Origin of the sequence: Streptomyces sp. NPDC093225, from assembly GCF_044753805.1 — a bacterium.
GTDB lineage: Bacteria > Actinomycetota > Actinomycetes > Streptomycetales > Streptomycetaceae > Streptomyces.
Genome location: NZ_JBIVNX010000082.1, coordinates 1 through 24,000, shown reverse-complemented (window position 1 = coordinate 24,000; position 24,000 = coordinate 1). Strand labels below are relative to the sequence as shown.

Below are 24,000 nucleotides of genomic sequence, written 5' to 3'. Positions count from 1 at the left end.
AGGACGCCGCCGCCCACGAGACCCACCCGAACTGACCCACCGCCCGCACCCACCACCGGAACCGGCCGGAGCGCAGCGACCGTGGGCCCCCGATGGCCCCCCCCCCCCCCCCCCCCCCCCCCCCCCCCCCCCCCGGGGGGGCCGCCCCCCCCCCCCCCCCCCCCCCCGCGACCCCCCGGGGTTCCCATGAAACGGATTCTTGCCCTCCGCATGTCGTCCCGTACGACGCCGATCGGTGAGACAGTGGCTCCATGGCCGATTGGGGAGTGACCCGGGCCCCGGTGCCCACTCCGGACGAGTGGCCCGCCGGTCCCGAGCGGAGCCTCGCGCTCAACCGCCTCGGCACCTTCGACTGGGACCTCGACAGCGGGCAGATGCACCTGGACGCCACCGCGCTCGAGGTGTTCTCGCTGAGCCCCGAGGAATGGGGCGGCACGGCCGCCTCGCTGCGCCGGCGGATCCCGCCCGGGGAGGACGCCCGCCTCGACGCCCGCATCGCCCAGGCGCTCAAGAACGGCCGCTCGGAGTACGGGGCCTACTTCCGCATCCGGCTTCCCGGCGGCGGCTCCCGCTGGACCCACACCCAGGGCCACATCCTGCGCGACGCGGCCGGCCGCCCGTACCGGGTCATCGGCATCGTCCGCGACGCCTCCCTGGACCCGCGCGAGCCGGGCGGGTTCGCCGAGCAGGACGAGGGCCGGCAGCGGATGACCGGCGTGGTCGAGCGCACCACCGCGATCCTCGCGCACGCCCGCACCGTCAACGACGTCATCGACATCCTGAAGGACCCCGAGGCGCTCGGGCACCTCGGGGCGGTGAGCGTGATGCTGGGCGTGGTGGACGGCGGCCGCATCCACCTGGTCGCGGAGGGCCAGCTCGGCGCGTACGTACCGGAGATCGAGTACACCCGGATCGACGCCGGGTTCCCGATGAGCGAGGCCGTCCGCACGATGCGGCCGGTCTACCTCGCCTCCCGGGACGAGTTCCAGGAGCGCTACCCCGTGCTGTGGCCGTACGTCTCCCCGCTGTCGGTGCGCAGCGGCGCGTACCTGCCGCTGATCGCCCAGGGCCGTCCGATCGGCGTGCTGGGGCTGCTGTACGCGCGCGACGGCGACTTCACCGCCGAGGAGCGCAACCTGCTGGTCGCCCTGAGCAGCGGCATCGCGCAGAGCCTGCAGCGGGCCATGCTGTACGAGCAGGAGCACGACCTGGCGGAGGGGCTGCAGCGCGCGATGCTGCCGCGCAGCATCCCGGACGTGCCGGGCGCCCAGATCGCCGTACGGTACCGGGCCGCGCGCATGGGCCGGGACATCGGCGGCGACTGGTACGACGTGATCCCCCTGGCGGAGGGCCGGATCGGGGTCATGATCGGCGACGTCGAGGGGCACGACACGGACGCGGCCGCGGTCATGGGCCAGCTCCGGATCGTGCTGCGCGCGTACGTCACCGAGGGGCACACCCCGGGGACCGCGATGGCCCGCGCCTCGGCGTTCCTGCGCGAGCTGGACACCGAGCGCTTCGCCACCTGCACGTACGCCGAGATGGACGTGGCCACCGGCCTGCTCCAGCTGGTCCGGGCCGGGCACCTCGACCCCGTGGTGCGGCGCGGGGACGGCAGCTGCCACCGGGTCGTGGTGGCCGGCGGGCTGCCCCTCGGGCTGACCCACCGGCAGGGGCCGGGGTCGGCCGGCTGGCTGGGGGCGGGCGGTGGGGCGGGGAAGGCCGGCGGGTCGGGGAAGGGCGGAGGGTCGGGGGTGGCCGGTGGGCAAGGCAAGGCTGGTGAGGGTGGCCAGGTTGCCGGAACGGGCCAGGCCGGCGGGCAGGGTCAGGCCGGTGGACAAGGTCAGGCCGGTGGGCAGGGTCCCGGGGGCGGGCTCGGGCTGGTGAGCGGGCAGGGCTACCCGGTCACGGCGTTCGAGCTGCACCCGGGCGAAACGCTCCTGCTGTGCACCGACGGCCTGATCGAGAGGCCCGGCTTCGACCCCGATGTCGGCATGCGGGAGTTCATGGCCGCGGTTCGGGACGGACCGGCGGACCTGGAGGAACTGGCCGACCTGCTGTGCGACCTGGTCGGCGACGCGGGCAGCGGGGACGACATGGCCCTGCTCCTGCTGCGTCGCCACGGCACCCCCGCCCCGCGCGGCGGCGGCCCGCTGCGCCAGCACCTGGCCCCCAGCGACTCCGACGCCCCCGCCACCGCCCGGCACCTGATCCGGGCCGCGGCGGCGGCGTGGGGTGCGTGGGAGCGGGCCGACGAGATCGAGCTGGCGGCTGACGAGCTGATGACCAACGCCCTGGTGCACACCGAGGGCGGCGGGGTCGTCACCGTACGGCTGACCGCCGACGGGCGGGTCCGGGTCGAGGTCGAGGACACCTCCAGCGCCCTCCCGCGCCGCCGGGAGGCCGACGACTGGGCCGTCTCGGGGCGCGGGCTGATGCTCGTCGAGCAGCTCTCGGACGCGTGGGGCGTGGAACCCCGGGGCGGCGGCAAGTGCGTGTGGGCCGAGTTCGCGATCCCGGACGGGGATTCGGATGCAGGTGGGGATGCGGATGCGGATGCTGATGGGGACGGGGGCGCCGGGCCGACCTGATGGTGGGTCGGCGCCGGCGCGCCCCCGATCACACCGCCGCTACGACGGGGCCCTGTGCGGCCTTGGCGTGCTGCATGGCCGTGAGCTTGCGGACGAACAGCACGGCGAGGACGGCCGCGACGACGTCGAGGGCGTCACTGAACAGCATCGTCGTGGCGGCGGAGTGCAGCGCGTCAGCGGTCTCGGCGTGCCCGTAGACGCGGCTCGCGTACCGCCCGACGAGGGTGGACAGGACGAAGACGCCCCACCAGAAGTTGACTGCGGTCAGTGGAACCCGGCGGTAGCTCCCGTCCGCCTCGAAGGGCGTGCTCGACCCCCAGGTGTCGACGGCGATCCGGTACGGGATCCAGAGGTTGGCGATCGGTACGAACCAGCCGCCGATGGCCCAGCCGCGCTTGCGCTTGTCCGCGCCCGGGGCGAACACCTCGGCGTTCGTGCGCACCCGGTGGAACCAGACGATGAACACGATGCCGGTCACGAGCGTGGCGGCGCTCTGGAGCGTGCCGGCCACGCCGTTCATCGTGTCGCCACGGTTCAGCTCGGCGGCGCTCACCGAACCGGAGTCCGCCATGACCCGCTCCATGAGCGAGCGCAGGTTCCAGTCGGCGAACACGGCGAAGAGGTCGGTCCCGACGACCAGTGCGAAGAGCACGGCCAAGGCGATGGCCAGGCCGCGCGGCGAGCGCAACCGGACGCCCTTCAGATCGGGAGCGGCGTACGGATACAGGGCCGGGGCCGGAGGACCGGCCGGGGCGACGGACATGCTGAGGAAACCCCCCACGGGTACGGAACAAGGAACGGCACGCCGGACGGGCGGGCCAGGGAGGAACCTACGTCAGTCGATCGGCCTGCGTCCACGCAGAAAATCCCAGGTCAGAGCGGTACCAGGTGGGCTTAGGGGGTACCAGGCGGGAGCAGCCGGGAGTAGATGGGAGCAGGTGGGAGCAAAGTGTCGCTCGGGGCGCTGGGGACAATCGGCCCGAGGGCCGGTGGAGGGGGTCGGTCTTGGCTCGCGGGGTCGGCGCTACGGGGTGGCGCTGGGACCGGGTCGGAGTCCGTGGCCGGTGTCGGGCCTGTCCGCCTGCCGAGGGTTTCCGGGCCGGGCCGGGCTGTCAAGGGCGCCCTTCGGGCGTCGCCTGCGGCGATTCCGCTGCGCTCCACCCTTGACAGCCCGGCCCGGCCCGGAAGAGCAAAACCTCGGCGGACAGGCCCAGAAAGACGCCCTGGACGATCGTGAAGACTCCGGCCCGCCGAGTCCGGCCACCAGGGTCAGCGCCTCGAATCGCTACGCCCCACTGGTCTGTTCGGCGGCCGCCGGCCCGGCGGGGCCGGGACATGGGCCGCCCACGATCGCTACGCCCCACTGGTCTGTTCGGCGGCCGCCGGCCTGGCGGGGCCGGGACTGAGGTTGTTCCTGTTTGGCGGACAGGTTGTATGTGTTGGTCAGGCTGCGGTTGTTTCGTACTGGGCTGGGGTTTGGTAGCCGAGGCTGGAGTGGAGTCGGCGGGTGTTGTACCAGCCTTCGATGTACTCGAAGATCGCGGTCTTGGCGGCGGCGTGGGTGTGCCAGGTGTGCAGGCTGACGAGCTCGTTCTTCAGCGTGCTGAAGAACGACTCGGCGAGGGCGTTGTCCCAGCACACGCCCGTGCGGCCGACCGAGAGCCGGACGCCCAGGCGGGCCGCCAGACGGGCGAAGTCGCCGCTGGTGTACTGGCTCCCGCGATCGGAGTGGAAGATCACCGTCCCTGCGGGCCTGCGCTGCAGGCAGGCTGCGGTGAGTGCGTCGGCGGCCAGGCTGGTGCCGAGGTGATCGGCAGTGGACCAGCCGACCACCCGGCGGGAGGCGATGTCGATGACGGTGGCCAGATAGAGCCAGCCTTGGCCGGTCGGGATGTAGGTGATGTCCCCGCACCAACGCGTGTCGACCGCGTCAGGGTCGGTGGTGAAGTCCCGCATGACCAGGTCAGGACGGGTGGCCGCGGCGGGATCCGGGATCGTGGTGCGGTGCCCGCGGCGGCGGTGCCGGCCTTGAAGGCCGGCTTCCCGCATCAGGCGGGCGATGCGGCGTCGGCCGCACGCATGCCCCTCAAGCTTGAGGACGGCGTGGATTCGTGGGGCGCCGTAGGTGCCGCGTGAATGCGTGTGGACCTGGTTGATCAGCGAGGTCAGTTCCGCGTCCTCGCGGGCTCTGGGTCCGGTGGCGGTCTGGCGGCGCTGGTAGTAGGCGGACCGGGAGACCTTCATCAGCTCACACGCCCGTTTGACGTTGTGACCTGCGCGTTTCTCCGCCTCGATGAACGGGTCGACCGTCACCGGGTCCCCCTCGCGAAGAAAGCCGTGGCCCGCTTGAGGATCTCGACGTCCTCGCGCAGACGGCGGTTCTCCCGCCGTAGCTCGGCCAGTTCCGTCCGCTCGTCGCGGTCGAGGTCCTGGGGCTGGTGACTGTCGTCGGACTGTGCCAGCCACAGCCGCACCGCGGACTCGGTCAGGTCGAAGTCCTTGCAGACATCGGGCACTGACCGGTCCCCACGCAGGCACAACTCGACGATCTCGGCCTTGAAATCGGCAGTGAACTGCCGCCGCTGCCGCGGTTTCTTCTTCGCCACGTTCTCCATCATGGACACCCCTCCCCGGGCACAAGCCCGGATCTCGGATGTCCGCTAAACCGAAGCAACCTCAGTTCGGCCCTCGCCGGTCCGCCGGCCGCCGAGCCGGCCGGCACCACATGGGCGTCGTGGGCGGCCTATGTCCGGCCCCCACCGGCCCGCCGGCCGCCGGGCCGAGCGGAGGGGCGTAGCGATCCGGGGCGTGGACCCCGAGGTGGAAGGCAAGGGAGTCGTCCGGGGAATTCGGCTCCCTGACCGTCCTTCCTGGAGCCTCCCGCCGAAGGGTGTCTGCCTCCGGGGCGGGGTGGGCCGTCAAGGGTGGAGCGCAGCGGAATCGCCGAAGGCGACGCCCGAAGGGCGCCCTTGACGGCCCGCCCCGCCCCGGAAACACCCTCAAGAGGCGGGTGGCTCCAGGACCCTCTCCGACCCCGCCCCTCGGAGAAGCCCCCTTTTGGTGCCTTGTGCTGAAGCGACCCGGCTCGGTGGGTGCGGGGGCTCCTTCGGTGCCTTGCGTGGTCCCGACCCCGGCCCCGTGGGGCCGCCTCCCCCGACACCTCGCACTGGCCCCGCACCCGTCGCCCCGACCCCGCCGACGTCCCGGTCCCGCCGACACCCCGCCCCCCGCCGACACCCCGCCCCCCCCGCCGACACCCCGGCCCCGCCCCACCCCGCCCGCCGAGGTGGGGCCGGGTAGCGTACGGGGCCATGATCAGGTTCGTGCTCGGCGTCGAGGACCTGGCGGACACGCGGTTCGCGCTGTCGCCGCTGGGGGAGACCGTGCTGAGCCTGCGCGTGCTGCGCGATCCGGGGCTGGGTGCACTGCACCTGCCGTGGCGGCGCGCCGTGTTGCCGCGGATCGGCGGGCTCGACACCGGGCTGCTGATGGCCCTCGTGGCCGAGCGGCTCACCTTGCCGGACTTCGTCACCCCCCGGTCGGAGCGGTTCGCGCCGGACTTCGAGGAGGAGTTGGCGGTGGTCCGGCGGACCCCCGCCGCGCAGGTGCGGCGCGACCTGGTGGACGCGCACCAGCCCGATCCGTTGCCCGCGCCGCTGCACGACGCGCTCGCCGGGGACGACCGGGTGGTGGAGGCGCTGCGCGACCGGGTGTGCGTGCTGTTGCGCGCGTACTGGGAGATCGCGGTACGGCCGCTGTGGCCGCGGATGCGACTGCTGCTGGAGGCGGACATGACGTACCGGGCCCGGCAGCTCGCGCTCGGCGGTGCCCGCCGGCTGTTCGCCGGGATGCATCCGAACCTGTCGTGGCAGGCCGGCGTGCTGCACATCGACAAGATGATCAGCGAGCACACGGTGGCCGCCGCGGGGCGCGGACTCCTGCTGTCCCCTTCGGTGTTCGTGCACAAGCCCGCGCCGCCGGTCAGTCCCGAGGCGCCGCCGTCCCTGATCTACCCGAGCCGCGGGGTGGCCACGTTGTGGGACCCCGTGCCGGAGGGGCCCCCGGGTGCGCTCGGGGCGTTGCTGGGCGCACCCAGGGCACGGCTGCTCGGGCTCCTCGACGAGCCGTTGGCCACCGTGGAGCTCGCCGAGCGGCTGCGCGTGACGCCCAGCGCGGTCTCGCAGCACCTCAAGGTCCTGTACGACGCGGGGCTGGTGGCGCGCGCCCGGGACGGCCGGCGGGTGCTGTACCGGCGCAGCGCGCTCGGTGACGGGCTGATGGGGCGGGTGGGGTGAGTGGGGTGAGTGGGGTGAACAGGGTGAAGGGCGTGAGCGGTGTGCGGTGTCAGTCCGTCAGGGCGTGCCGCCCCGCGTCCGGTTCGGACCGTGCCCGGTAGCGGCCCGGGGTGGTGCCGAACTCCCGGTTGAAGGCGTGCGAGAAGGCGTACGGAGTGCCGTAGCCGACGCGGCGGGCCACCGTGGCCAGTGGGTCCGTGGTGTCCCTCAGCAGGGTCGCCGCGAACGTCAGCCGCCACCAGGTCAGGTACGCCATCGGGGGCCGGCCCACCAGGGCGGTGAACCGGCGGGCCAGGGTCGGACGGGACACGCCCGCCTCCGCTGCGAGCCGCTCGTTGGTCCAGGGCGCCGCCGGGTCGGAGTGCAGGGCGCGCAGCGCGGCCGCCACCACGGGATCGCCCAGTACGGCGGGCCAGGCGCCGGCCGCGCCGTCGGCCAGCCACGCGCGGACCATGTAGACGAGGAGCAGGTCGAGCAGGCTCGGCAGGGCGATGCAGGAGCCCGGCCGACGGTCGTTCAGCTCGCGGCCCAACAGGTCGATGGCCGCCCGGAGTTCGGGGTGGGCGCCGACGCGGTTCGGGAGGTGGACGACCTCCGGGAGTTCCGCCATGAGCGGGTGGACGCGGCTGCGGTCGAGCCGGTACTTGCCGCACAGGAACTCGACCTCCCCCGCTCCGGCCCCCACCCCGGACCCCGCTCCGGCCCCCGTCCCGGACGCGGTGGCCGGTCCCGTCCGGGGCGCGGATGCGGCCGTGACGCCGCCGCCGTCCAGCCACGCGTCGAACGGCACCGCGCGTGCCAGGCGGTCGGCGTCCGCGTCCGCGTCCGCGAGCACGTGCTCCGTACCGTGCGGCAGCAGCACCGCGTCTCCCGCGCCGAGGGTCAGGGTCCGGCCGTCGCCGGACTGCAGGCGGCAGCCGCCGCGCATCACCACGTGGAAGCCGGCGCCCTCGTACGGCGCCAGTCGGGTGCTCCAACTCCCCTCGGCCCGGACCCGGTTGGAGGAGGGCCGGCCGATGCGTACCGCCGCGATCGCGTCGCTCACCACGTCCATCGGCGCAGCGTACTCCGTCGCTCCCGCGGTGAGACGGACGCGTATCCGGTTGAGCCTGACGCGCATTGAGAGCCTCATGGGGGGCTCCGTAGGGTCGGGGCATGGACAGTGAGAACGTGCAGAGGTTCGTGCTGGGCGACGTCGAGGTCACCCGGGTCACCGAGTGGCGGGGCCCGTTCGTGCCCGCCGGCGACCTGGTGCCCGGGGCGGCGCCCGCGCTCTGGAAGGACAACCGGGACCGACTGGCCCCGGACCACTGGGACCCGGCCGCCGACCGGGCGGTGATCGCGCTGCAGACGTGGGTGCTGCGCAGCGGCGGACGGACCGTGCTGGTCGACACGAACGTGGGCAACGGGCGGGAGCGGCCGGGCAATCCGGCGTTCCACCAGCAGCAGGGCGACTTCCTCGGCGGGCTGGCCGCGGCCGGGATCCGTCCCGAGGACGTCGACGTCGTCGTCAACACCCACATCCACGGCGACCACGTCGGCTGGAACACCACCGGGGTCGCGGGGGAGTGGGTACCCACCTTCCCCAACGCCCGCTACCTGCTGCCGGCCGCTGACGACCACCACTACGGACCGGACAACGGCTACGGACGCGGCGTGCGCGTGGACGACCGGCTCATCTACGAGGACAGCATCGCTCCCGTGCACCGCGCCGGGCAGGCCGAGCTGTGGGACGGCACGTACCGCATCGACGCGCACCTCACCCTGGAGTCGGCCCCCGGGCACACGCCCGGGTCGTCCGTCCTGCGGCTGGAGTCCGGCGACGACCGGGCGGTGTTCGTCGGCGACCTGATGCACAGCCCCGTGCAGGTCCTCGCCCCGACCTGCAACAGCTGCTTCTGCCTGGACCCGGCCGGGGCGGCGGCCAGTCGCCGCCGGGTCCTGGAACGCGCCGCGGACCTGGGCGAGTTGGTGGTGCCGGCGCACTTCGGTGGATCGGGTGCGGTCGAGGTGCGGCGGGCCGGCGGCGCGTTCACCTTCGCGGCGTGGCCGGCCTGACCCCCGTACCGGCCGGCCTGCCCCCCCGCACCGGGTGCGCGCGGTCGGGCCGGTTCACAGCGACACGAGCGTGACCTCGGTGGCCTTGACGCTGGTCCAGACGTCGGCGCCCTCGGCCAGGGCGAGGTCGGCGGCGGCCTGCGGGGTGATCTCGGCGACCAGGTCGGGGGCGTCGTCCGAGGTGATCAGGACTCGAAGCCGGCTGCCGACCGAGGTGATCTCGCGTACGGTGCCGGGCCACACGTTGCGCGGGCTGCCGGCCGGCCGGTCGCGGTGTACGGACACCGCCTCGGGCGCGATGATCGCCAGGGCCTCCGTGCCCTCCGCCACCGCGTCCGCCAGGACCAGACGCCCCCCGCCCGCCAGGGCGAGACCACCCGCGGCCGCCTTTCCGGGCCAGGCGTTGCGCCCCAGCATCCGGGCGACCCAGGGCGAGCGCGGATGCCGCGTCACCTCGGCGGGCGGGGCGTCCTGGAGGGCGCGGCCGCCGTCGAGTACGAGGACCCGGTCGGCCAGCGACACCGCCTCGACCGGGTCGTGCGTGACGATCAGGCACACCCCGCCGAAGCCCTCGAGGTGCGTGCGCAGGGTGTGTCGGACGTGTGCCCGCGTGGTCTGGTCGAGGGCGGCCAGCGGCTCGTCGAGGAGCAGCAGCCGCGGGCGTGCCGCCAGCGCCCGGGCCAGCGCCACCCGCTGGGCCTGCCCGCCGGAGAGCTGGGCGGGTCGGCGCTGGGCCAGGTGACCGACGCCGAGCCGGTCGAGCCAGCGCTGCGCCTCCCGCCGGGCCTCGGTACGCGGTACCCCGCGGGCGCGCAGTCCGTACGCGGTGTTGGAGAGCGCCGTGAGGTGCGGGAACAGGGCGCCGTCCTGCGGCACCCAGGCCACTCCGCGGCGGTGCGGGGGGAGGGCGGTGACGTCGCTGTCGCCCAGGCGCAGCCGGGCGTGGGCGCGCGGGGTGAGGCCGAGCAGGGCGCGCAGCAGGGTGGTCTTGCCCGCGCCGTTCTCGCCGACGACGGCGATGGTGGTGCCCGGCCGGGCGTCCAGCGTGAGCTCGTTGAAGCCGGTCACCTCGGCGTGCAGGGGCCACAGCTCGGTGGCGGCCTCCCGGGTCCCCGCCACGGCGCCGTCGGCCGCCGCGACGTGGGCCGGCGGTGCGGCGGGCCCGCGGACGGGTTCCTCGTCGGTGGCGGCGGGTGCCGCGGCCCGGTCCGGGGCGGGGAGGCCGGTCCAGCGGCCGCGCAGGGCGATCAGCACGGCCATGGCGATGGCCAGGAGCAGCAGCGACAGGGAGGTGGCCGCCTCCGGCTGGTCCTGGAGCAGCAGGTACACCTGGAGGGGGAGGGTCTGGGTGGTGCCGGGCAGGTTGCCCGCGAAGGTGATCGTCGCGCCGAACTCGCCCAGGGCGCGGGCCCACGTGAGTGCCGCGCCCGCGATCAGGCCGGGGGCCACCATCGGCAGCGTCACCGTGAAGAAGACCCGGACCGGCGGAGCGCCGAGCGAGGCGGCGGTCTCCTCGTACCGCGGCCGCAGGCCGCCGAGCGCCCCCTCCAGGCTGATCACCAGGAAGGGCATCGCCACGAACGTGGCCGCCACCACGGCGCCCGAGGTGTGGAACGGGAGCGTGATCCCGAACGTGCCCTCCAGCCAGGGCCCCAGCAGCCCGCGCCGCCCGAACCCGAGCAGCAGCGCCACGCCGCCCACCGTGGGCGGCAGGACCATCGGCAGCAGCACCAGCGAGCGCACCACCGCCTTGCCCGGGAAGTCCACCCGCGCCAGCAGCCAGGCCAGCGGTACCCCGAGCAGCAGCGACAGTCCGAGGGCCCACAGCGACACGACCAGCGAGAGGCGGAGCGCCTCGACCACGCCGGGGCTGGTCAGGTGCTCGCCCAGGTCGCCCCACGACGTGCGCGTCAGGATGCCGATCAGCGGCAGCAGCAGGAACGCGACGGCGACCAGCGCGGGAACGGCCAGGGCCAGCGGGGCGCGCGGACGGCCCGGCACTCGGGAGGTGAGACGTTTCATCGGGAGGTTCCTGGGAGTCGTAACCGGGGGTTCGGTGCGGGTGCCCGGCGCTGGTGCCCGGGCGGGGGAACGCGCGGAGGGGCCGCCCGTCCCCCCGGACCAGGCAGCCCCTCCCCACGTTGTCCGGACTACGGCTGCTGGAAACCGGCGTCCTGGAGGATCTTCTGCGCCTCGGGCGTGCTCAGCCAGGCGACGAACGCCGCGGCGGCCTCGGCGTTCTTGGAGGTCTTCAGCGTCGCGGCCGGGTACGAGGCCACGGCGTTCTGGGCGTCCGGGATGTCGACGGCGTCGACCTTGCCGGCGGCGTGCGAGGCGTCCGTCTTGTAGACCAGGCCGGCGTCGGCCTCGCCCAGCTCGACCTTGCTCAGCACGGCGCGCACGTTCGGCTCCTGGGAGACCGGCTTCACGACGATCTTCTGCGCGTCGAGGATCTTCTTGCTGTAGCGGCCGACCGGCACCTCGGGCGCGGCGAGCACGACCTTCAGCTTGGTGTCGGCGAGGTCCTTGAGGGCGCCGACCTTGTGCGGGTTGCCCTTGGCCGTGGCGATGACCAGGCGGTTCTTGGCGATCACGGTCGGGGTGCCGGTGTCGGCCTTCAGCCCGTCCATCGTCTTGGTGTCGGCGGTGACCAGGGCGTCGGCGGGGGCGCCCTGCTTGACCTGGGCGGCCAGCTCCTGCGAGCCGGCGAAGGAGAAGGTGATCTTCGTGCCCGGGTGCGCCTTCTCGTACGCCGCGCCGGCGGTCTTGAAGACGTCGGTCAGGGAGGACGCGGCGAGCACGGTCAGCTTCGCACCCTTGGCGTCGGCGGCCGGGGCGGAGGACTCGGTCCCCTTCGCGCCGCCGTCCTTCTTGCTGTCGTCACTTCCGCAGGCGCTCAGCGGTACCAGCAGGGCCGCGGTGAGCAGGGCGGCGGCGGCACGGCGACGGTTCGTGGTCAGGGACATGAGGGTCGGACTCCTCGGGGCTGCGGGCCGGCCCGGCCGGTCCGCGAATGGTGCGCCCCACCGGTGACGGGCGGCGTGGCGTCGGGCATGCGCCACAAGGTAGGGGGATGATGGCGGCATTTGCAATTCTCTCGGCGCCTTCCACATGGCAGATGCCGAAGTCGTTGGTTATTCCGACAACCGCGGTGCGATCCCGGCTAGAGTCCTCATATGTCTGCACAGCCTTCTCCCCTCCCCGACCAGGGCGGCTCCGCGCGCGTGGACAGCTGGATCTGGTCCGTACGGCTCACCAGGACCCGCTCCGCGGCGGCCGCGGCCTGCCGGGCCGGGCACGTACGGGTCAACGGGGAGCGCGCCAAGCCGGCGCAACCGGTCAAGCCGGGGGACGAGGTGCGGCTCTTCCACGAGGGCCGCGAGCGCATCGTGATCGTGCAGCGCACCATCACCAAGCGGGTCGGCGCCCCCGTGGCGGCCGAGTGCCTCATCGACAAGAGCCCGCCGCCGCCCACCCGCGTCGAGCGCGCCGCGGCCGGCCTGCGCGACCGCGGCGCCGGCCGCCCCACCAAGCGCGAGCGCCGCGACACCGACGCCCTCCGCGGCCGCTGACCCCGCCCCGGGTCGGCCGCGCCCGCCGGCCGGCACCGCACGCCGCCGACCGGCCGGGAACCCCGACCGGGATGGCATCCTGGCCGCGTGGCGGAACTCAACGGAGAGCCGGTCGGGCTCGCCCAGCTCCAGAGCCTGGCGCTCACCAACTACGGACACTTCACGACCATGCGCGTCGACGACGGGCGGGTGCGCGGCCTGGGGCTGCACCTGCAGCGGCTGCGGCGCGACTGCCGGACGCTCTTCGGGGTCGACCTCGACGTGCAGCGGGTCCGCGAGCTGGCCCGCCGCGCCGCCCCCGGGACGGGCTCCACGACCGTCCGCGTGACGGTCTTCGACCCCGCTCTCGACCTCGGGCACCCGGCGACGGCGGGGGACCCGCAGGTGCTGGTGACCTCGCGACCGGCCGGAGCCCTGCCGCTCCCGCCGCTGCGCGTGCGGTCGACGGTGTACGTGCGCGACGTACCGGGAGTGAAGAGCGTCGGCCTCTTCGCCGGTCTGCACCACCGGCGGCGGGCCCAGCTGGAGGGCTTCGACGACGCGCTGTTCGTCGACCGGGACCGGACCGTCTCCGAGGGGGCCACCTGGAACATCGGGTTCTACGACGGGACCCGGGTGGTCTGGCCGAGCGCCGAGTGCCTCCACGGCGTGACGATGGACCTCCTCAAGGGGGCCCACGACCACGTCACGAGGCCGGTCCACCTCAACGAACTGCCGGCCGTCCGGGCGGCCTTCGCGACCAACGCGGCCATCGGGGTCCGGGCGGTCAGCGGCATCGACGGCATCGAACTGCCCGGCTCCCACGCGGTCATCGACGCCCTGCGCACGGCGTACACCTCGATCGAGGGCGAACCGCTGTAGCCGCCCGGCGCGTTCGGCCTCAGACCTTGCGGTAGGCGTACGCGTCCGCCGCCGCGGCGGCCACCGCCTCGACGTTCGCGCCGGCGGAGGCGGTCACCACCGCCGAGACCGCACCCTCGACGAAGGGGGCGTCCACCAGGACGGTGCCCTCGGGGAGCTCGTCCTCCTCGGCCAGCAGGGCCTTCACCGTCAGGACGGCGCTGCCGAGGTCGGCCAGCAGGGCGACGCCCGCCCCGCGGTCCACCGCGCGGGCGGCCGCCACGATCAGTTCGGCGCTCGTGCCCAGCCCGCCGTCCGCGGTCCCGCCCGCCGTGGCCAGTGGCACCGGCGGCCCGCCCGCGGCCAGCCCCCGGGCCAGCTCGGCGACCGACTCCGCCACCCGCGCACTGTGCGAGACCAGCACGATCCCCACCTGCGGTTCCGTGGTCATGCCCGCCCCTCCGCACCGGCCCGGTCCTCGGCCACGTCCGCCAGCGCTGCCAGCAGGAGCGCCGACGAGGTCGCGCCCGGGTCCTGGTGGCCGATGCTGCGCTCGCCCAGATAGCTGGCCCGGCCCTTGCGCGCCCGCAGCGGTACGGTCGCCAGCGCGCCGTTCTCGGCCGCGTCCGCGGCAGCCCGGTACGAGGTCCCCAGGGCGGCCACTGCAGGCACGAGGGCGTCGAGCATCGTCTTGTCGCCCGGTGCCGCCCCGCCCAGCTGCGCGACCGCGCCCACGCCCGCGTACAGGGCCTTGCGCACCTGCTCGTCGTCGACCTCGGCCGCCTCGCCGAGCTCCTTGCCGGCCCGTCGCAGCAGGGTCCCGTACAGCGGTCCGGAGGCGCCGCCCACGGTGGAGATCAGGGTGCGGCCGGCGAGCTGCAGGACCGCCCCGGGCTGGTCGGGCCCCTGGGCCTCGAGCTCGTTCACGACCGCCGTGAAGCCGCGCAGCAGGTTGCTGCCGTGGTCGGCGTCGCCGATGGGGGAGTCCAGCTCGGTCAGCCGGTCCGCCTCCCGTTCCACGGCGGCCGCCGCCGCGGTCATCCAGTGGCGGAAGAATTCTGCGTCGCGCACCGGGTCTCCTCCGGTCGTCGTCGTGGTTCGCGGGTTCGCGGGTTCGCGGGTTCGCGGTCCGTGGGATCTACGCGTTCGTGGGCCGTCGCGGGCCGTCGTGCTCGGGCCGCGGGCGGGTGCGGCGCACGGGCGGCCGGTCAGCGCCCCCAGCGCAGCGCGGGCGTCCGGACGGGGGCGTCCCACAGGCGCACCAGTTCGTCGTCCACCGCGCACAGGGTGACCGAACAGCCCGCCATGTCCAGCGACGTGACGTAGTTCCCGACGAGGGTGCGGGCCACCGGCACCCGGCGCGCGTCGAGCACCCGGCGGACCTCGGCGGCGAACCCGTACAGCTCCAGCAGCGGCGACGCACCCATTCCGTTGACGAGCGCCAGGACCGGTCCGCTCGGACGGAGGTCGTCGAGCACGGCGCCGACCGCGTAGTCGGCGATCTCGCGGGAGGCCATCATCGGACGCCGCTCCCGGCCCGGCTCGCCGTGGATGCCGACGCCCAGCTCCAGCTCGCCGTCGGGGAGTTCGAAGGTGGGACTGCCCTTGGCGGGCGTGGTGCAGGCGCTGAGCGCCACGCCGAAGCTGCGGGAGGAGTCGTTCACCCGGCGGGCCACGGCGGCCACGTGCTCCAGCGGGGCGCCCTCCTCCGCCGCCGCGCCGGCGAGCTTCTCGACGAACAGCGTGGCGCCGGTGCCGCGACGGCCCGCGGTGTACAGGCTGTCGCTGACGGCCACGTCGTCGTTGACGAGGACGCGCTCCACGCGCAGGCCGTCGTCCTCGGCGAGTTCGGCGGCCATGTCGAAGTTCAGGACGTCACCGGTGTAGTTCTTGACGACGAACAGCACCCCCGCGCCGGCGTTCACGGCCGCCGCGGCCCGCACCATCTGGTCCGGCACGGGTGAGGTGAACACCTCGCCGGGACAGGCCGCGGTCAGCATCCCCGGCCCCACGAACCCGGCGTGCAGCGGCTCGTGCCCGGACCCGCCGCCGGAGACCAGCGCCACCTGCCCGGCCACGGGCGCGTCGCCGCGCACCACGACGCGCCGCTCGACGTCGACCCTCAGCTCCGGATGCGCGGCGGCCATCCCGCGCAGCGCGTCGGCGACCACGGTCTCGGGGGCGTTGATCAGCATCCGCATGCGTGTCTCCCGGTGGTGATGCCGGCCTGTCGCTGGTATCGGTGACGCTCGGTCAGGCGGCATGCAGACTGCGCACCGCTCGTTCCGACGGTATTCGACGGTAGGGGAGTCCACCCCGCAGCGACAGGCGGACGGAGGCCCGCCTTTCGAGGAGTTGACCGGACACGACCGTCAGTCGCGGATGCCGTCGATGTCGACGAGGACGTGCCGCGGTCCGCGGAAGATCTGGTTGCGCCGGTACGGCGGCGGGTCCTCGACGAGCCGGGGGTTCTCCACCCGGCGGACGAACTCGCCGATCGCGTTCTGGACCTCGAGCCGCGCGAGCGGAGCGCCGAAGCAGAAGTGGATGCCCTGGCTGAATCCGAGGTGCCGGTTGTCGCGGCGCTCGAGGTCGAGTTCGTCCGGGTCGGTGAACTGCTCCGGGTCGCGGTTCGCCGAGCCGTACGCCAGGAAGATCGGCGCCCCCTTCGGGATGGTGGTGCCGGCGATGTCGATGTCCTCCACGGCGGAGCGGGTGGGCCAGAACTGCACCGACGACTCAAAGCGCAGCAGCTCCTCCACACCGGGCACGATCAGTTCGGGCCGGCGGCGCAGCTTCTGGAGCGCGTCGGGGTGCCGCAGCAGGGTGAGCACGCTGTGGGCGATGAGATTGACCGTGGTCTCGTGCCCGGCGAAGATCAGGAGCAGGGCATTGCTCGTGAGCAGGCCCCTGGACATCCGGCCCTCCGGGCCGTCCTCGTTGACCATCGCCGAGAGCATGCCCGGGCCGGGCTGCCGGGCGTACCGGTCGAGCAGCTCGGCCGCGAACCGCCCGAAGTCCTGCACGGCCTGGTTGCTCGCGGCCAGCCGACTCGGGAAGTCCTCGGAGGCGGTCTCGGGGCCGTACTCCCAGGCGTCCAGGGCGGTCTGGATCCACTGGTGGAAGCGTGGCTCGTCCTCCAGCGGCACGCCCAGGACCTTGCAGATCACCGTCACCGGCAGGGGATAGGCGAAGTCGTCGACGGCATCGATCCGGGTCTTGCCCCGCATGTCGTCCAGGAGGCCGTCGACGATGCGGCGGATCTCGGGCTCCAGGCCCGAGATCAGGTCGGGCGAATCGGGCGGGCCGGCGAAATGCGGCGTCATCATCCGGCGGTCACGATCGTGCTCGGGCGGATCGCACGTGATGATGCTCGGTTCGGCCTGCGGTTCGTCCGTCCGGTCCGCAGCTCCCTCCTCCTCGGTCGGGACCGGGGCGGGAGCCTTTCGTGGATCCGAACTGACCCGGGGGTCGTGCAGCAGCGTGACGATCTCGCGGTAGGTGCTGACGACGTAGGTCCCGTCCGGCTGCCGCGCCACCGGTGTCTTGCGCAGTTCTTCGTAGAAGGGGTACGGATCGGCGCGGTTGGCGTAGCGGAGGGCTTGCTGCCAGGGGGTTTCCTCGACCACGAGGCTCCCCTCCTTCATCCTGTCGGTGCTGTCCGCCCACACGGCCAGGCCGGCGGGCGCGTCAGTGGTGTCGAGGCCGGAACTCGGCCGTCCGCCCGCTCGGGGCGTGGCCGGTCAGGACGACGTCGGGAACCTCCGTCGGCACGCCGGGTTCCGGGAACTCGGCCGGCATCGGCTTCGTGTCGGGCGGCCGGTCCCAGCCCGGCGGCGGGGGCGGGAACGGCCCGGATCGCTCGATCAGCTTCTCGTAGTACTCCAGCCACTTGCCGTGGTCGAACGTGACGGCCGCGACGATGCGGCCTCTGTGACCGTAGGCGGCGGCGAAACGGCGCTCCGCGACGGACCCCTGCGTGAAGACGATCTCGTCACCGAACGGCGGCACGCCGACGGACTTGATGTTGGTGCCGAACTGACCGGACCAGAAGCCGGGGACCAGCAGGTGCGGGCGGTAGTGGGGCTCGAGGTTCACCATGTTGTGCGCCGCCACTTCGGCGCCGAGAACGGCGTTGTCCCAGTGCTCCATCGCGAGGAACTGGTACTCGTACAGCACGTGCGGGGCACGCGCCACGTCTCCCGCCACGTAGATGCTGTCGGTGACCACGCCGTTGATGTCGAAGGCGCGGCCGCCGGCGTCGCACCCGACGCCCCAGAAGCCGGCCGCCAACCCGGAGCCCTCCAGCCACTCCACGTTGCGGATCGACCCCAGCGAGGCCACCACCACGTCGGCGTCGACGGTGGCCCCGTCCGAGAGCCGGGCCCGCCGCACGTGTCCGCCGGAGTCGCCCTCCAGCGACGACACGCCCAGCCCGCAGCGCAGGTCCACGCCGTGATCGCGCTGCATCTGCGCGGCGATCTCCCCGATGACGCCGCCGAGCGCGCCGACCAGGGGCGCCGAGCCCCGCTCGACGACGGTCACGGGGATGCCGAGCTCCCGGCAGACGGAGGCCACTTCCGATCCGATGAACCCGGCGCCGATGACGAGGACCCGCGACGGCGGCTCGCCCAGTGCCTTCTGCAGCTGTTCGGCGTCATCACGGGAGCGGATCGTGTGGACCCCGTGAAGGGCGGCCTCGGTCGCGTTCGGCCACCGGCGCGCGCGCGTGCCCGTGGCGATCAGCAACCGGTCGTACCCGACCTGCTCGCCGTCGGCCAGGCGCACCTGCTTGGCGGCCCGGTCCAGCCCGGTGGCAGCCACCCCGAGCCGCCAGTCCGCCTCCACGTCTCGCATGCGGGGCAGCTTGGTGTGGTCGGCCGGCACCCAGCCCTTGAGCACCTGCTTGGACAGCGGGGGACGGTCGTAGGGTTCGTACGGCTCGTCCCCGATGATGGTCAACGAACCGGTGAAACCCTCCTCGCGCAGGGCCTCCGCGGCCCGTAGCCCGGCCAGCGATGCACCCACGATGACGATCCGACCGTTGGCCCTGAACTCGCGTACCAACTCCGCCACCGTCGCCAACAGGGTCATGGTGTCCCGCTCCGCTCCGCGCCGTCCAGGCGATCGATCACGATCGCCTGCACGGGGCACGCCACAGCTGCTCGCTCGACCTGCAGCCGCCGCTCGTCATCGGGGTTCGGCTCGTAGGTGAGCGCCTCCTCACCGCTCAACCTGAAGACCTCGTGCGCCAGATACACGCATTGTGCGTAACCCTGGCATCGATTCAGGTCCACGACGATCCGCATGGGCGGACTCCTTCCGCTTCTGCCTCCCCCCATGACGACCGGCGACGCGGTCGTGCAGCGATGCGGGCATGCGGCCAGGTGTCGAGGGCGCGCGAGACCTCGGCGGCGTCGACGTCGGGGCATGCTCCGGTCGTCGCTCCCAAGAAAAATACTCGTCCCGCCGAGCGACGATCGCAAACCCGCTCCGTCCCGACCGCCCGTCCCGTGGACGGGTCCGGTCGCCGAAGCCCACGTCTCCCGGACCCGTGCCGGGAGTTGCCTACACCGGGTGGCCGCCCGCGTCGGTGTGGTCGGCCTGGGAGGAGAACCTGTTCAGGAACACGTCGTAACGGCCGTCCGGCCTCCGCGTCATGGTGGCCCCGTCCTGCCAGACGCCGTTCTCGGCCCACCACGGGGAGCCGTACGGATCGCCCTGGTTCTGGTGGACGTTGTGCACGCCCAGGCCGACGTCGAAGGGCTCCCCGAAGACGAGGATCGGGCGGCCGACGACCAGGACCGTCTCCAGCGCCTGTGCGGCATCGGTGTTGGACCCGCTGTGCCAGGGCCGTCCGGGCCGGAACCACCGCTCCAGGAGCTGCCGCAGCCATGCGGGGAGTCCCGCCGGCCAGGGCCGCCGGTCCCGCAGGGCCGGGTGCCTGAGGTAGTCGAGCGCGCCGGACCCGGCCGCGCGGGCCAGCTCGTGGAAGCCCTGCGCGAGTGCGTCCACCGGGCCGAGGGCCGCCGCGTCCAGGGTGAACACCTTCCACTGCACGCCGGTCGAGGACTGGTGGCTGTCCACGTCGACCGCGCACGTGAACTGCCCGCCGGGGGTGTCGACCCTGAGGTTGACGTGGAACCACCGGCCCTGATCGTCGGGGGTGTCCCGGAAGTGGCGGTTCAGGGTTCCGGCCAGCACGCCGTAGTGCTCGAAGGGCATGCCGTCCAGTGAACCACCGCACACGGGCGGCCGACCCGGGACGCGCCCGGTACCGGGGCCGGAGGCTCCGGTACCGGGTTCATGCGGGGGCCGGACGCGGCCGGCCCCCGGTGCGGCGTCAGCCCTGGCAGACGCCGCGCTCGTAGTCGTACGTCGCGGTCGCCCGCGAGTACTTCCACTGCGGGGCGAGCAGGTCCGTACCGACCTGGGCCGCGGCCTTCGGGCTCTCGACCACGTAGCCGAAGTCCTGGAGCCAGGACGGGTACAGGTTCTTCGAGCCGATGTAGAAGGCGGAGTCGTCCACCGAGACCAGCTTGTGGTGCTGGGCGTAGGGGTGGCCGTCGGCCCACGTCGGGGCGTCGGAGCTGCGGAAGGTGGCGAGCTGGAGGTTGCTGCACATCGCGGTGCGGGCGGTGGCCTGGTCGCCGGTCACCAGCGCGAGGCGGCCGCGCAGCGCGTCACTGATCTCGGACAGGGACTTGATCTGCGAGTAGCCGCCGCTGCCCACGGCGCCGCGGTTGGCCGGGTCGCTGACGACGATGCGGACCTTGACGCCCGCGGCCAGCTTCGCGGCGAGGGTGTCGTACAGCCGGATGTCGTAGCGCGGCAGCGGCGGGCAGGTGGCGTTGACGTCCTGCTGGGAGATCTCGACGTGCCGGCTGGCGCTCGCGACGAGGGCGCGCAGGGCGCTCTCCTCGGGGTTGACCGTGTCGTAGTCGCGGTCGGCGTTGGTGTTGTCGTGCAGACCGACCGTGCACTTGGTGTCAGGGGCGGTCGGCAGCACCGGGGCGAAGCGAGAGGCGGGGTCGGAGCTCTTGATGCCGACGCCGAGACCGCCGACCGCGATGACCGGGACGTCGCCCTCGGCGGCCGGCGCCGCCGGGGCGGCGTTGAGGGTCGGCAGGCAGCCGGCGCCGTTGGAGGAGGCGAACCACACGGTCAGCGGGTTGCTCTTGTTCTGGCAGGTCCAGGCCCACAGCGCGTCCAGGTAGCGGGAGGCGGAGCCGGCGGCGGGGCCGGTCAGGGCGAGGTCGACGTCGGCCACCGGGTGGGCGGTGTCGAGGTAGTCGTCCTTCCAGTCGTTGATGCCGCCGGTGATCGCGGAGCGGCCGTCGACGACGAGCAGCTTGGAGTGGTTCCAGGAGAACGCCGTCTTCGAGGTGGTCATCGAGGCCACGTTGAGGGTGACGTTCGCGGCCGCCGGGCCCAGCTTCGCGACCAGCTCGTCGCGGTACTTCGAGGGGACGACGTTCGCGTGGTAAAGCGGCGCCGCGCCGACCAGGACGCGCACGGTCAGCTTGTTGCCCTTGGCCGCCGAAGCCTTCAGGCCCGCCACGATCGCGTCCTGGAACGCGCCGTTGGGGAACGGCGCGAGGGTCGATATGTCGACCGTACGGGTGGCCTGCGCGATGTTCTCCGTCATCTTGGCCAGCAGCCGCCGGGAGCCGGGGCGGTCGGTGCAGGAGGCGTCGCCCCAGCAGCCGGGGGTCTGCAGCAGCCAGTCGGCGCCGTCGGGGGCCGAGGAGTCGAGCCGGTTGCCGGCGGTGCGCTCCCAGATCTGGCCCTCGAGGCCGGGCGAGACCTGGCGCAGGACCTGCTCGACCGCGTCGAGGTGCGGGGTCGCGGACCCGGTCGCGGCGTCCGCGGCGCCGGCGGCCGGGGCGGGGAGGGCGAGCGCGGCCGCGAGGGTGAGGGCGGAGACGGAGGCACGGGCCATGCGTGAGGTGGTGCGGTGGAGCCGGAGGGCAGCCAATGGAGCGTCCTTGCATGAGGGGGGTCCGGGCCGGAGCGACCGGCCCGCAAGATCAACTCCAGGAAGTTACCAGTAAGTACGGGATGGTCGGCACCTTTCGGCCACCTCGTCGCCACAGACCCTTCACTCCGCCCCCGCGGGGCGCCGCCCCGCGCACCGAGGGCTGGATTGAAGCAGTGAATCAGTGCTTCAATCCTTCCATGCCCTACCGCAGGACCCCCGCCGTCCAAGCCCGCCTCGACGCCCGCCGCGAGCGGGTACTGGAGGCCGCGGTCCGCCTCCTCTCCCGCGAGGGGTACGCCGGCTGCTCCGTCGCCGCCATCGCCGCCGAGGCCGGCGTCTCCACCGGCAGCGTCTACCAGTCCTTCTCCGGAAAGTCCGAGCTGGCCGCCGGCCTCTTCCGCACCCTGGTCGCCCGCGAGGTCGCGGCCGTCACCGCCGCCGCGGCCGGTCCCGGAACCGCCGCCGAACTCACCGCGGCCGCCGTCGAGACCTTCGCCGTACGCGCCCTGGCCGCCCCCCGGCGCGCCTTCGCGCTGCTCGCCGAACCCGTCGACCCCGCCGTCGACACGGAGCGGCTGGTCTTCCGCCGGGCCTTCCGCGACGTGTTCGCCGGACTGGTCGCCGAAGGCGTCGCCGGCGGCGAACTCCCGCCCCAGGCCCCCGAACTGACCGCCGCCGCCCTCGTCGGCGCCGTCGCCGAGGCCCTCGTGGGCCCGCTCGCCGACGGCGACGCCGCCCCCGAGGACGTCGTGCCCGCCCTGATCACCTTCACCCTGCGCGCCCTTGGAGGACACGTTGCCGCAGACGCATGAGGTCACCAACCAGGTCCCGCCGCACGTCGGCCACGACGTCGCCGCCGACCCCGCCCTCACCGAGGCCCTCGCCCGCGAAGGCGCCGACTGGGCCGCCCCCGAGCTGCACGAGCTCGGCGTCCTGGCCGGCTCCGAACGGGCCGTCGACTGGGGCCGGCTGGCCAACGAGAACCCGCCCGTGCTGCGCACCCACGACCGCTACGGCCACCGCGTCGACGAGGTCGAGTTCCACCCGTACTGGCACGAGCTCATGAACGTCGCGGTCCGCCACGGCCTGCACGCCGCCCCCTGGCAGGAGCCCCGCCCCGGCGCCCACGTCGCCCGCGCCGCCAAGTTCTACGTCTGGGGCCAGGTCGAGGCCGGCCACTCGTGCCCGATCTCGATGACGTACGCCGCGGTACCCGCCCTGCGCGCCACCCCCGAGCTCGCGGACCGGTTCGAGCCCCTGCTGGCCTCCCGCACCTACGACTTCGGGCTGCGCACCCCGCACACCAAGTCCGGCCTCATCGCCGGCATGTCGATGACCGAGAAGCAGGGCGGCTCCGACGTCCGCGCCAACACCACCACCGCCGTCCCCGCACCGGACGGCACGTACCGCCTCACCGGCCACAAGTGGTTCACCTCCGCGCCGATGTCGGACCTGTTCCTCACCCTCGCGCAGGCCCCCGGCGGCCTGTCCTGCTTCCTGCTGCCCCGCGTCCTGCCCGACGGCACCCGCAACTCCCTCCACCTCCAGCGCCTGAAGGACAAGCTCGGCAACAAGTCCAACGCCTCCGCCGAGATCGAGTACGAGGGCGCGCACGGCTGGCTCGTCGGCGCCGAGGGCCGGGGCGTGGCCACCATCATCGAGATGGTCAACATGACCCGCCTCGACTGCGTCCTGGGCGGCGCCTCCGGCATGCGCCTCGGCCTCGTGCGGGCCGTCCACCACGCCACCCACCGGCGCGCCTTCGGCAAGGCCCTGATCGACCAGCCCCTCATGCGCAACGTCCTCGCCGACCTCGCCCTGGAGTCCGAGGCCGCCACCGCCGTCGCGATGCGGCTGGCCGGCGCCACCGACCGCGCCGTGGCGGGCGACGCCGACGAGGCCCTCTTCCGACGCCTGGGCCTGGCCGTCACCAAGTACTGGGTCTGCAAGCGCGCGCCGATGCACGCCGCCGAAGCCCTCGAATGCTTCGGCGGCAACGGCTACATCGAGGACTCCGGCATGCCCCGGCTCTACCGGGAGGCCCCGCTGTCCTCGATCTGGGAGGGCTCGGGCAACGTCGCCGCCCTCGACACCCTGCGCGCCATGGGCCGCGCGCCCGAGGCCGTCGACGCCTTCTTCACCGAGGTCGAGCGGGCCGCCGGGGCGGACCGGCACCTGGACACGGCCGTCGCCGAGCTGCGCAAGCAGCTCGCCGACCCGGCCGAGGCCGAGTTCCGCGCCCGCCGCCTCACCGAGACGATGGCCCTGGTCCTCCAGGCCTCACTGCTCCACCGCTACGCCCCGCCCGCCGTGGCCGACGCATTCTGCGCCTCGCGCCTGGGCGGCGACCACGGCGGCGCCTTCGGCACGCTCCCGCCGGGGGTGGACACGGAGGCGATCCTGGACCGGGCACGCACGACGGCCCTCTGACGCTCCGGGCGCCCCGCCCCGCCGTTGGGTCGGGTGTCGGGGGGAAGCCCTCCAACACCCGCCACCACGCACCCGGTCATCACATCCTTGGCGGTGCCAGGTGGGTCCCGTGGTGTGTGGGGGAGGCGCTTGAGGCGGCATGGCAGGCTGGTCCGGAGGCAGGCCCGGGCCTGGGGTGGCCGCAGGCCAGGGGCGGAGCCCCCTTGCCCCAGGGGTGGGCCTGCCGCAGGGCC

21 protein-coding genes are annotated in these 24,000 nt (G+C 73.7%); 7 read left to right on the top strand and 14 right to left on the bottom strand.

Features of this window, described 5'->3' with window-relative positions:
* The first annotated feature begins 251 nt into the window (after window positions 1-251).
* Window positions 252-2,591 (top strand): SpoIIE family protein phosphatase, encoded by a 2,340-nt coding sequence (locus ACIQCH_RS36865; RefSeq protein ID WP_402588461.1) that lies wholly within the window; start codon window positions 252-254, stop codon window positions 2,589-2,591.
* 28 nt (window positions 2,592-2,619) lie between these two features.
* Here ACIQCH_RS36865 and ACIQCH_RS36860 read toward each other — a convergent pair whose 3' ends face one another.
* The 3 genes from ACIQCH_RS36860 to ACIQCH_RS36850 all read right to left on the bottom strand — a co-directional run bounded on the left by ACIQCH_RS36860 (window position 2,620) and on the right by ACIQCH_RS36850 (window position 5,209).
* On the bottom strand, window positions 2,620-3,354 hold the full coding sequence (locus ACIQCH_RS36860; protein WP_402588459.1) for a DUF4328 domain-containing protein: 735 nt from the start codon (window positions 3,352-3,354) through the stop codon (window positions 2,620-2,622).
* 680 nt (window positions 3,355-4,034) lie between these two features.
* Window positions 4,035-4,904 (bottom strand): IS3 family transposase, encoded by an 870-nt coding sequence (locus ACIQCH_RS36855; protein WP_402588457.1) that lies wholly within the window; start codon window positions 4,902-4,904, stop codon window positions 4,035-4,037.
* Complete coding sequence (locus ACIQCH_RS36850; protein ID WP_402588455.1) at window positions 4,901-5,209, bottom strand: transposase; 309 nt, start codon at window positions 5,207-5,209, stop codon at window positions 4,901-4,903. The genes ACIQCH_RS36855 and ACIQCH_RS36850 overlap by 4 nt, the downstream gene beginning before the upstream one ends.
* A 693-nt stretch (window positions 5,210-5,902) precedes the next feature.
* Here ACIQCH_RS36850 and ACIQCH_RS36845 point away from each other — a divergent pair.
* Window positions 5,903-6,886, top strand: coding sequence for a helix-turn-helix domain-containing protein (locus ACIQCH_RS36845; protein ID WP_402588454.1), 984 nt, complete (start codon window positions 5,903-5,905; stop codon window positions 6,884-6,886).
* 49 nt (window positions 6,887-6,935) lie between these two features.
* Here the strand turns inward: ACIQCH_RS36845 and ACIQCH_RS36840 are convergent, their stop codons facing one another.
* Window positions 6,936-7,940, bottom strand: a complete 1,005-nt coding sequence (locus ACIQCH_RS36840; RefSeq protein ID WP_402588452.1) for an AraC family transcriptional regulator — start codon at window positions 7,938-7,940, stop codon at window positions 6,936-6,938.
* A 101-nt stretch (window positions 7,941-8,041) separates the two neighbouring features.
* On the opposite strand from ACIQCH_RS36840, the gene ACIQCH_RS36835 reads away from it, so the two are divergent.
* Window positions 8,042-8,944: an MBL fold metallo-hydrolase gene (locus tag ACIQCH_RS36835; protein ID WP_402588450.1), complete on the top strand. Its 903-nt coding sequence runs from the start codon at window positions 8,042-8,044 to the stop codon at window positions 8,942-8,944.
* Between the two features lie 54 nt (window positions 8,945-8,998).
* On the opposite strand, the gene ACIQCH_RS36830 is transcribed toward ACIQCH_RS36835, so the two are convergent.
* Both ACIQCH_RS36830 and modA read right to left on the bottom strand, forming a co-directional pair.
* Window positions 8,999-10,966 (bottom strand): ABC transporter permease, encoded by a 1,968-nt coding sequence (locus tag ACIQCH_RS36830; protein ID WP_402588448.1) that lies wholly within the window; start codon window positions 10,964-10,966, stop codon window positions 8,999-9,001.
* Between the two features lie 128 nt (window positions 10,967-11,094).
* Complete coding sequence (modA, locus tag ACIQCH_RS36825; RefSeq protein WP_402588446.1) at window positions 11,095-11,910, bottom strand: molybdate ABC transporter substrate-binding protein; 816 nt, start codon at window positions 11,908-11,910, stop codon at window positions 11,095-11,097.
* 210 nt (window positions 11,911-12,120) lie between these two features.
* Between modA and ACIQCH_RS36820 the strand changes: the two genes are divergently transcribed.
* Together ACIQCH_RS36820 and ACIQCH_RS36815 are read left to right on the top strand one after the other, a co-directional pair.
* Window positions 12,121-12,516, top strand: a complete 396-nt coding sequence (locus ACIQCH_RS36820) for an RNA-binding S4 domain-containing protein (protein ID WP_402588444.1) — start codon at window positions 12,121-12,123, stop codon at window positions 12,514-12,516.
* A gap of 87 nt (window positions 12,517-12,603) precedes the next feature.
* Window positions 12,604-13,377, top strand: coding sequence for an aminotransferase class IV family protein (locus tag ACIQCH_RS36815; protein ID WP_402588443.1), 774 nt, complete (start codon window positions 12,604-12,606; stop codon window positions 13,375-13,377).
* A 19-nt stretch (window positions 13,378-13,396) separates the two neighbouring features.
* Here ACIQCH_RS36815 and ACIQCH_RS36810 read toward each other — a convergent pair whose 3' ends face one another.
* The 8 genes from ACIQCH_RS36810 to ACIQCH_RS36775 form a co-directional block, all read right to left on the bottom strand.
* Complete coding sequence (locus ACIQCH_RS36810) at window positions 13,397-13,807, bottom strand: PTS-dependent dihydroxyacetone kinase phosphotransferase subunit DhaM (RefSeq protein ID WP_030196219.1); 411 nt, start codon at window positions 13,805-13,807, stop codon at window positions 13,397-13,399.
* Window positions 13,804-14,427 (bottom strand): dihydroxyacetone kinase subunit DhaL, encoded by a 624-nt coding sequence (dhaL, locus tag ACIQCH_RS36805; RefSeq protein ID WP_402588441.1) that lies wholly within the window; start codon window positions 14,425-14,427, stop codon window positions 13,804-13,806. Before dhaL ends, ACIQCH_RS36810 begins: the two co-directional genes overlap by 4 nt.
* Window positions 14,428-14,564: 137 nt before the next feature.
* Window positions 14,565-15,557, bottom strand: a complete 993-nt coding sequence (dhaK, locus tag ACIQCH_RS36800; RefSeq protein ID WP_402588439.1) for a dihydroxyacetone kinase subunit DhaK — start codon at window positions 15,555-15,557, stop codon at window positions 14,565-14,567.
* Window positions 15,558-15,728: 171 nt separating this feature from the next.
* The gene (locus ACIQCH_RS36795) at window positions 15,729-16,985 is read right to left on the bottom strand and encodes a cytochrome P450 (protein ID WP_402588437.1); all 1,257 of its coding nucleotides are present in this window, start codon (window positions 16,983-16,985) and stop codon (window positions 15,729-15,731) included.
* 61 nt (window positions 16,986-17,046) lie between these two features.
* Window positions 17,047-18,450 (bottom strand): NAD(P)/FAD-dependent oxidoreductase, encoded by a 1,404-nt coding sequence (locus ACIQCH_RS36790; protein WP_402588435.1) that lies wholly within the window; start codon window positions 18,448-18,450, stop codon window positions 17,047-17,049.
* Complete coding sequence (locus tag ACIQCH_RS36785; protein ID WP_402588433.1) at window positions 18,447-18,665, bottom strand: ferredoxin; 219 nt, start codon at window positions 18,663-18,665, stop codon at window positions 18,447-18,449. Before ACIQCH_RS36785 ends, ACIQCH_RS36790 begins: the two co-directional genes overlap by 4 nt.
* Before the next feature lie 259 nt (window positions 18,666-18,924).
* Window positions 18,925-19,581, bottom strand: coding sequence for a DUF2278 family protein (locus ACIQCH_RS36780; RefSeq protein WP_402588431.1), 657 nt, complete (start codon window positions 19,579-19,581; stop codon window positions 18,925-18,927).
* A 118-nt stretch (window positions 19,582-19,699) separates the two neighbouring features.
* On the bottom strand, window positions 19,700-21,298 hold the full coding sequence (locus ACIQCH_RS36775; RefSeq protein ID WP_402588429.1) for a phospholipase: 1,599 nt from the start codon (window positions 21,296-21,298) through the stop codon (window positions 19,700-19,702).
* Window positions 21,299-21,534: 236 nt separating this feature from the next.
* Here ACIQCH_RS36775 and ACIQCH_RS36770 point away from each other — a divergent pair, with 236 nt between their 5' ends.
* Together ACIQCH_RS36770 and ACIQCH_RS36765 are read left to right on the top strand one after the other, a co-directional pair.
* Entirely contained in the window at window positions 21,535-22,149 is a 615-nt protein-coding gene (locus ACIQCH_RS36770) for a TetR/AcrR family transcriptional regulator (RefSeq protein ID WP_402588427.1), read from the top strand.
* Entirely contained in the window at window positions 22,133-23,767 is a 1,635-nt protein-coding gene (locus ACIQCH_RS36765) for an isovaleryl-CoA dehydrogenase (RefSeq protein WP_402588425.1), read from the top strand. The genes ACIQCH_RS36770 and ACIQCH_RS36765 overlap by 17 nt, the downstream gene beginning before the upstream one ends.
* Window positions 23,768-24,000: the final 233 nt, after the last annotated feature.

Bases quoted from the DNA above. Each gene is read 5' to 3' on its own strand.
- ACIQCH_RS36865 (WP_402588461.1), top strand. From the start codon at position 252: ATGGCCGATTGGGGAGTGACCCGGGCCCCGGTGCCCACTCCGGACGAG.
- ACIQCH_RS36860 (WP_402588459.1), bottom strand. From the start codon at position 3,354: ATGTCCGTCGCCCCGGCCGGTCCTCCGGCCCCGGCCCTGTATCCGTAC.
- ACIQCH_RS36850 (WP_402588455.1), bottom strand. From the start codon at position 5,209: ATGATGGAGAACGTGGCGAAGAAGAAACCGCGGCAGCGGCGGCAGTTC.
- ACIQCH_RS36845 (WP_402588454.1), top strand. From the start codon at position 5,903: ATGATCAGGTTCGTGCTCGGCGTCGAGGACCTGGCGGACACGCGGTTC.
- ACIQCH_RS36840 (WP_402588452.1), bottom strand. From the start codon at position 7,940: ATGGACGTGGTGAGCGACGCGATCGCGGCGGTACGCATCGGCCGGCCC.
- ACIQCH_RS36835 (WP_402588450.1), top strand. From the start codon at position 8,042: ATGGACAGTGAGAACGTGCAGAGGTTCGTGCTGGGCGACGTCGAGGTC.
- ACIQCH_RS36830 (WP_402588448.1), bottom strand. From the start codon at position 10,966: ATGAAACGTCTCACCTCCCGAGTGCCGGGCCGTCCGCGCGCCCCGCTG.
- modA (WP_402588446.1), bottom strand. From the start codon at position 11,910: ATGTCCCTGACCACGAACCGTCGCCGTGCCGCCGCCGCCCTGCTCACC.
- ACIQCH_RS36820 (WP_402588444.1), top strand. From the start codon at position 12,121: ATGTCTGCACAGCCTTCTCCCCTCCCCGACCAGGGCGGCTCCGCGCGC.
- ACIQCH_RS36810 (WP_030196219.1), bottom strand. From the start codon at position 13,807: ATGACCACGGAACCGCAGGTGGGGATCGTGCTGGTCTCGCACAGTGCG.
- dhaK (WP_402588439.1), bottom strand. From the start codon at position 15,557: ATGCGGATGCTGATCAACGCCCCCGAGACCGTGGTCGCCGACGCGCTG.
- ACIQCH_RS36790 (WP_402588435.1), bottom strand. From the start codon at position 18,450: ATGACCCTGTTGGCGACGGTGGCGGAGTTGGTACGCGAGTTCAGGGCC.
- ACIQCH_RS36785 (WP_402588433.1), bottom strand. From the start codon at position 18,665: ATGCGGATCGTCGTGGACCTGAATCGATGCCAGGGTTACGCACAATGC.
- ACIQCH_RS36780 (WP_402588431.1), bottom strand. From the start codon at position 19,581: ATGCCCTTCGAGCACTACGGCGTGCTGGCCGGAACCCTGAACCGCCAC.
- ACIQCH_RS36775 (WP_402588429.1), bottom strand. From the start codon at position 21,298: ATGGCCCGTGCCTCCGTCTCCGCCCTCACCCTCGCGGCCGCGCTCGCC.
- ACIQCH_RS36770 (WP_402588427.1), top strand. From the start codon at position 21,535: ATGCCCTACCGCAGGACCCCCGCCGTCCAAGCCCGCCTCGACGCCCGC.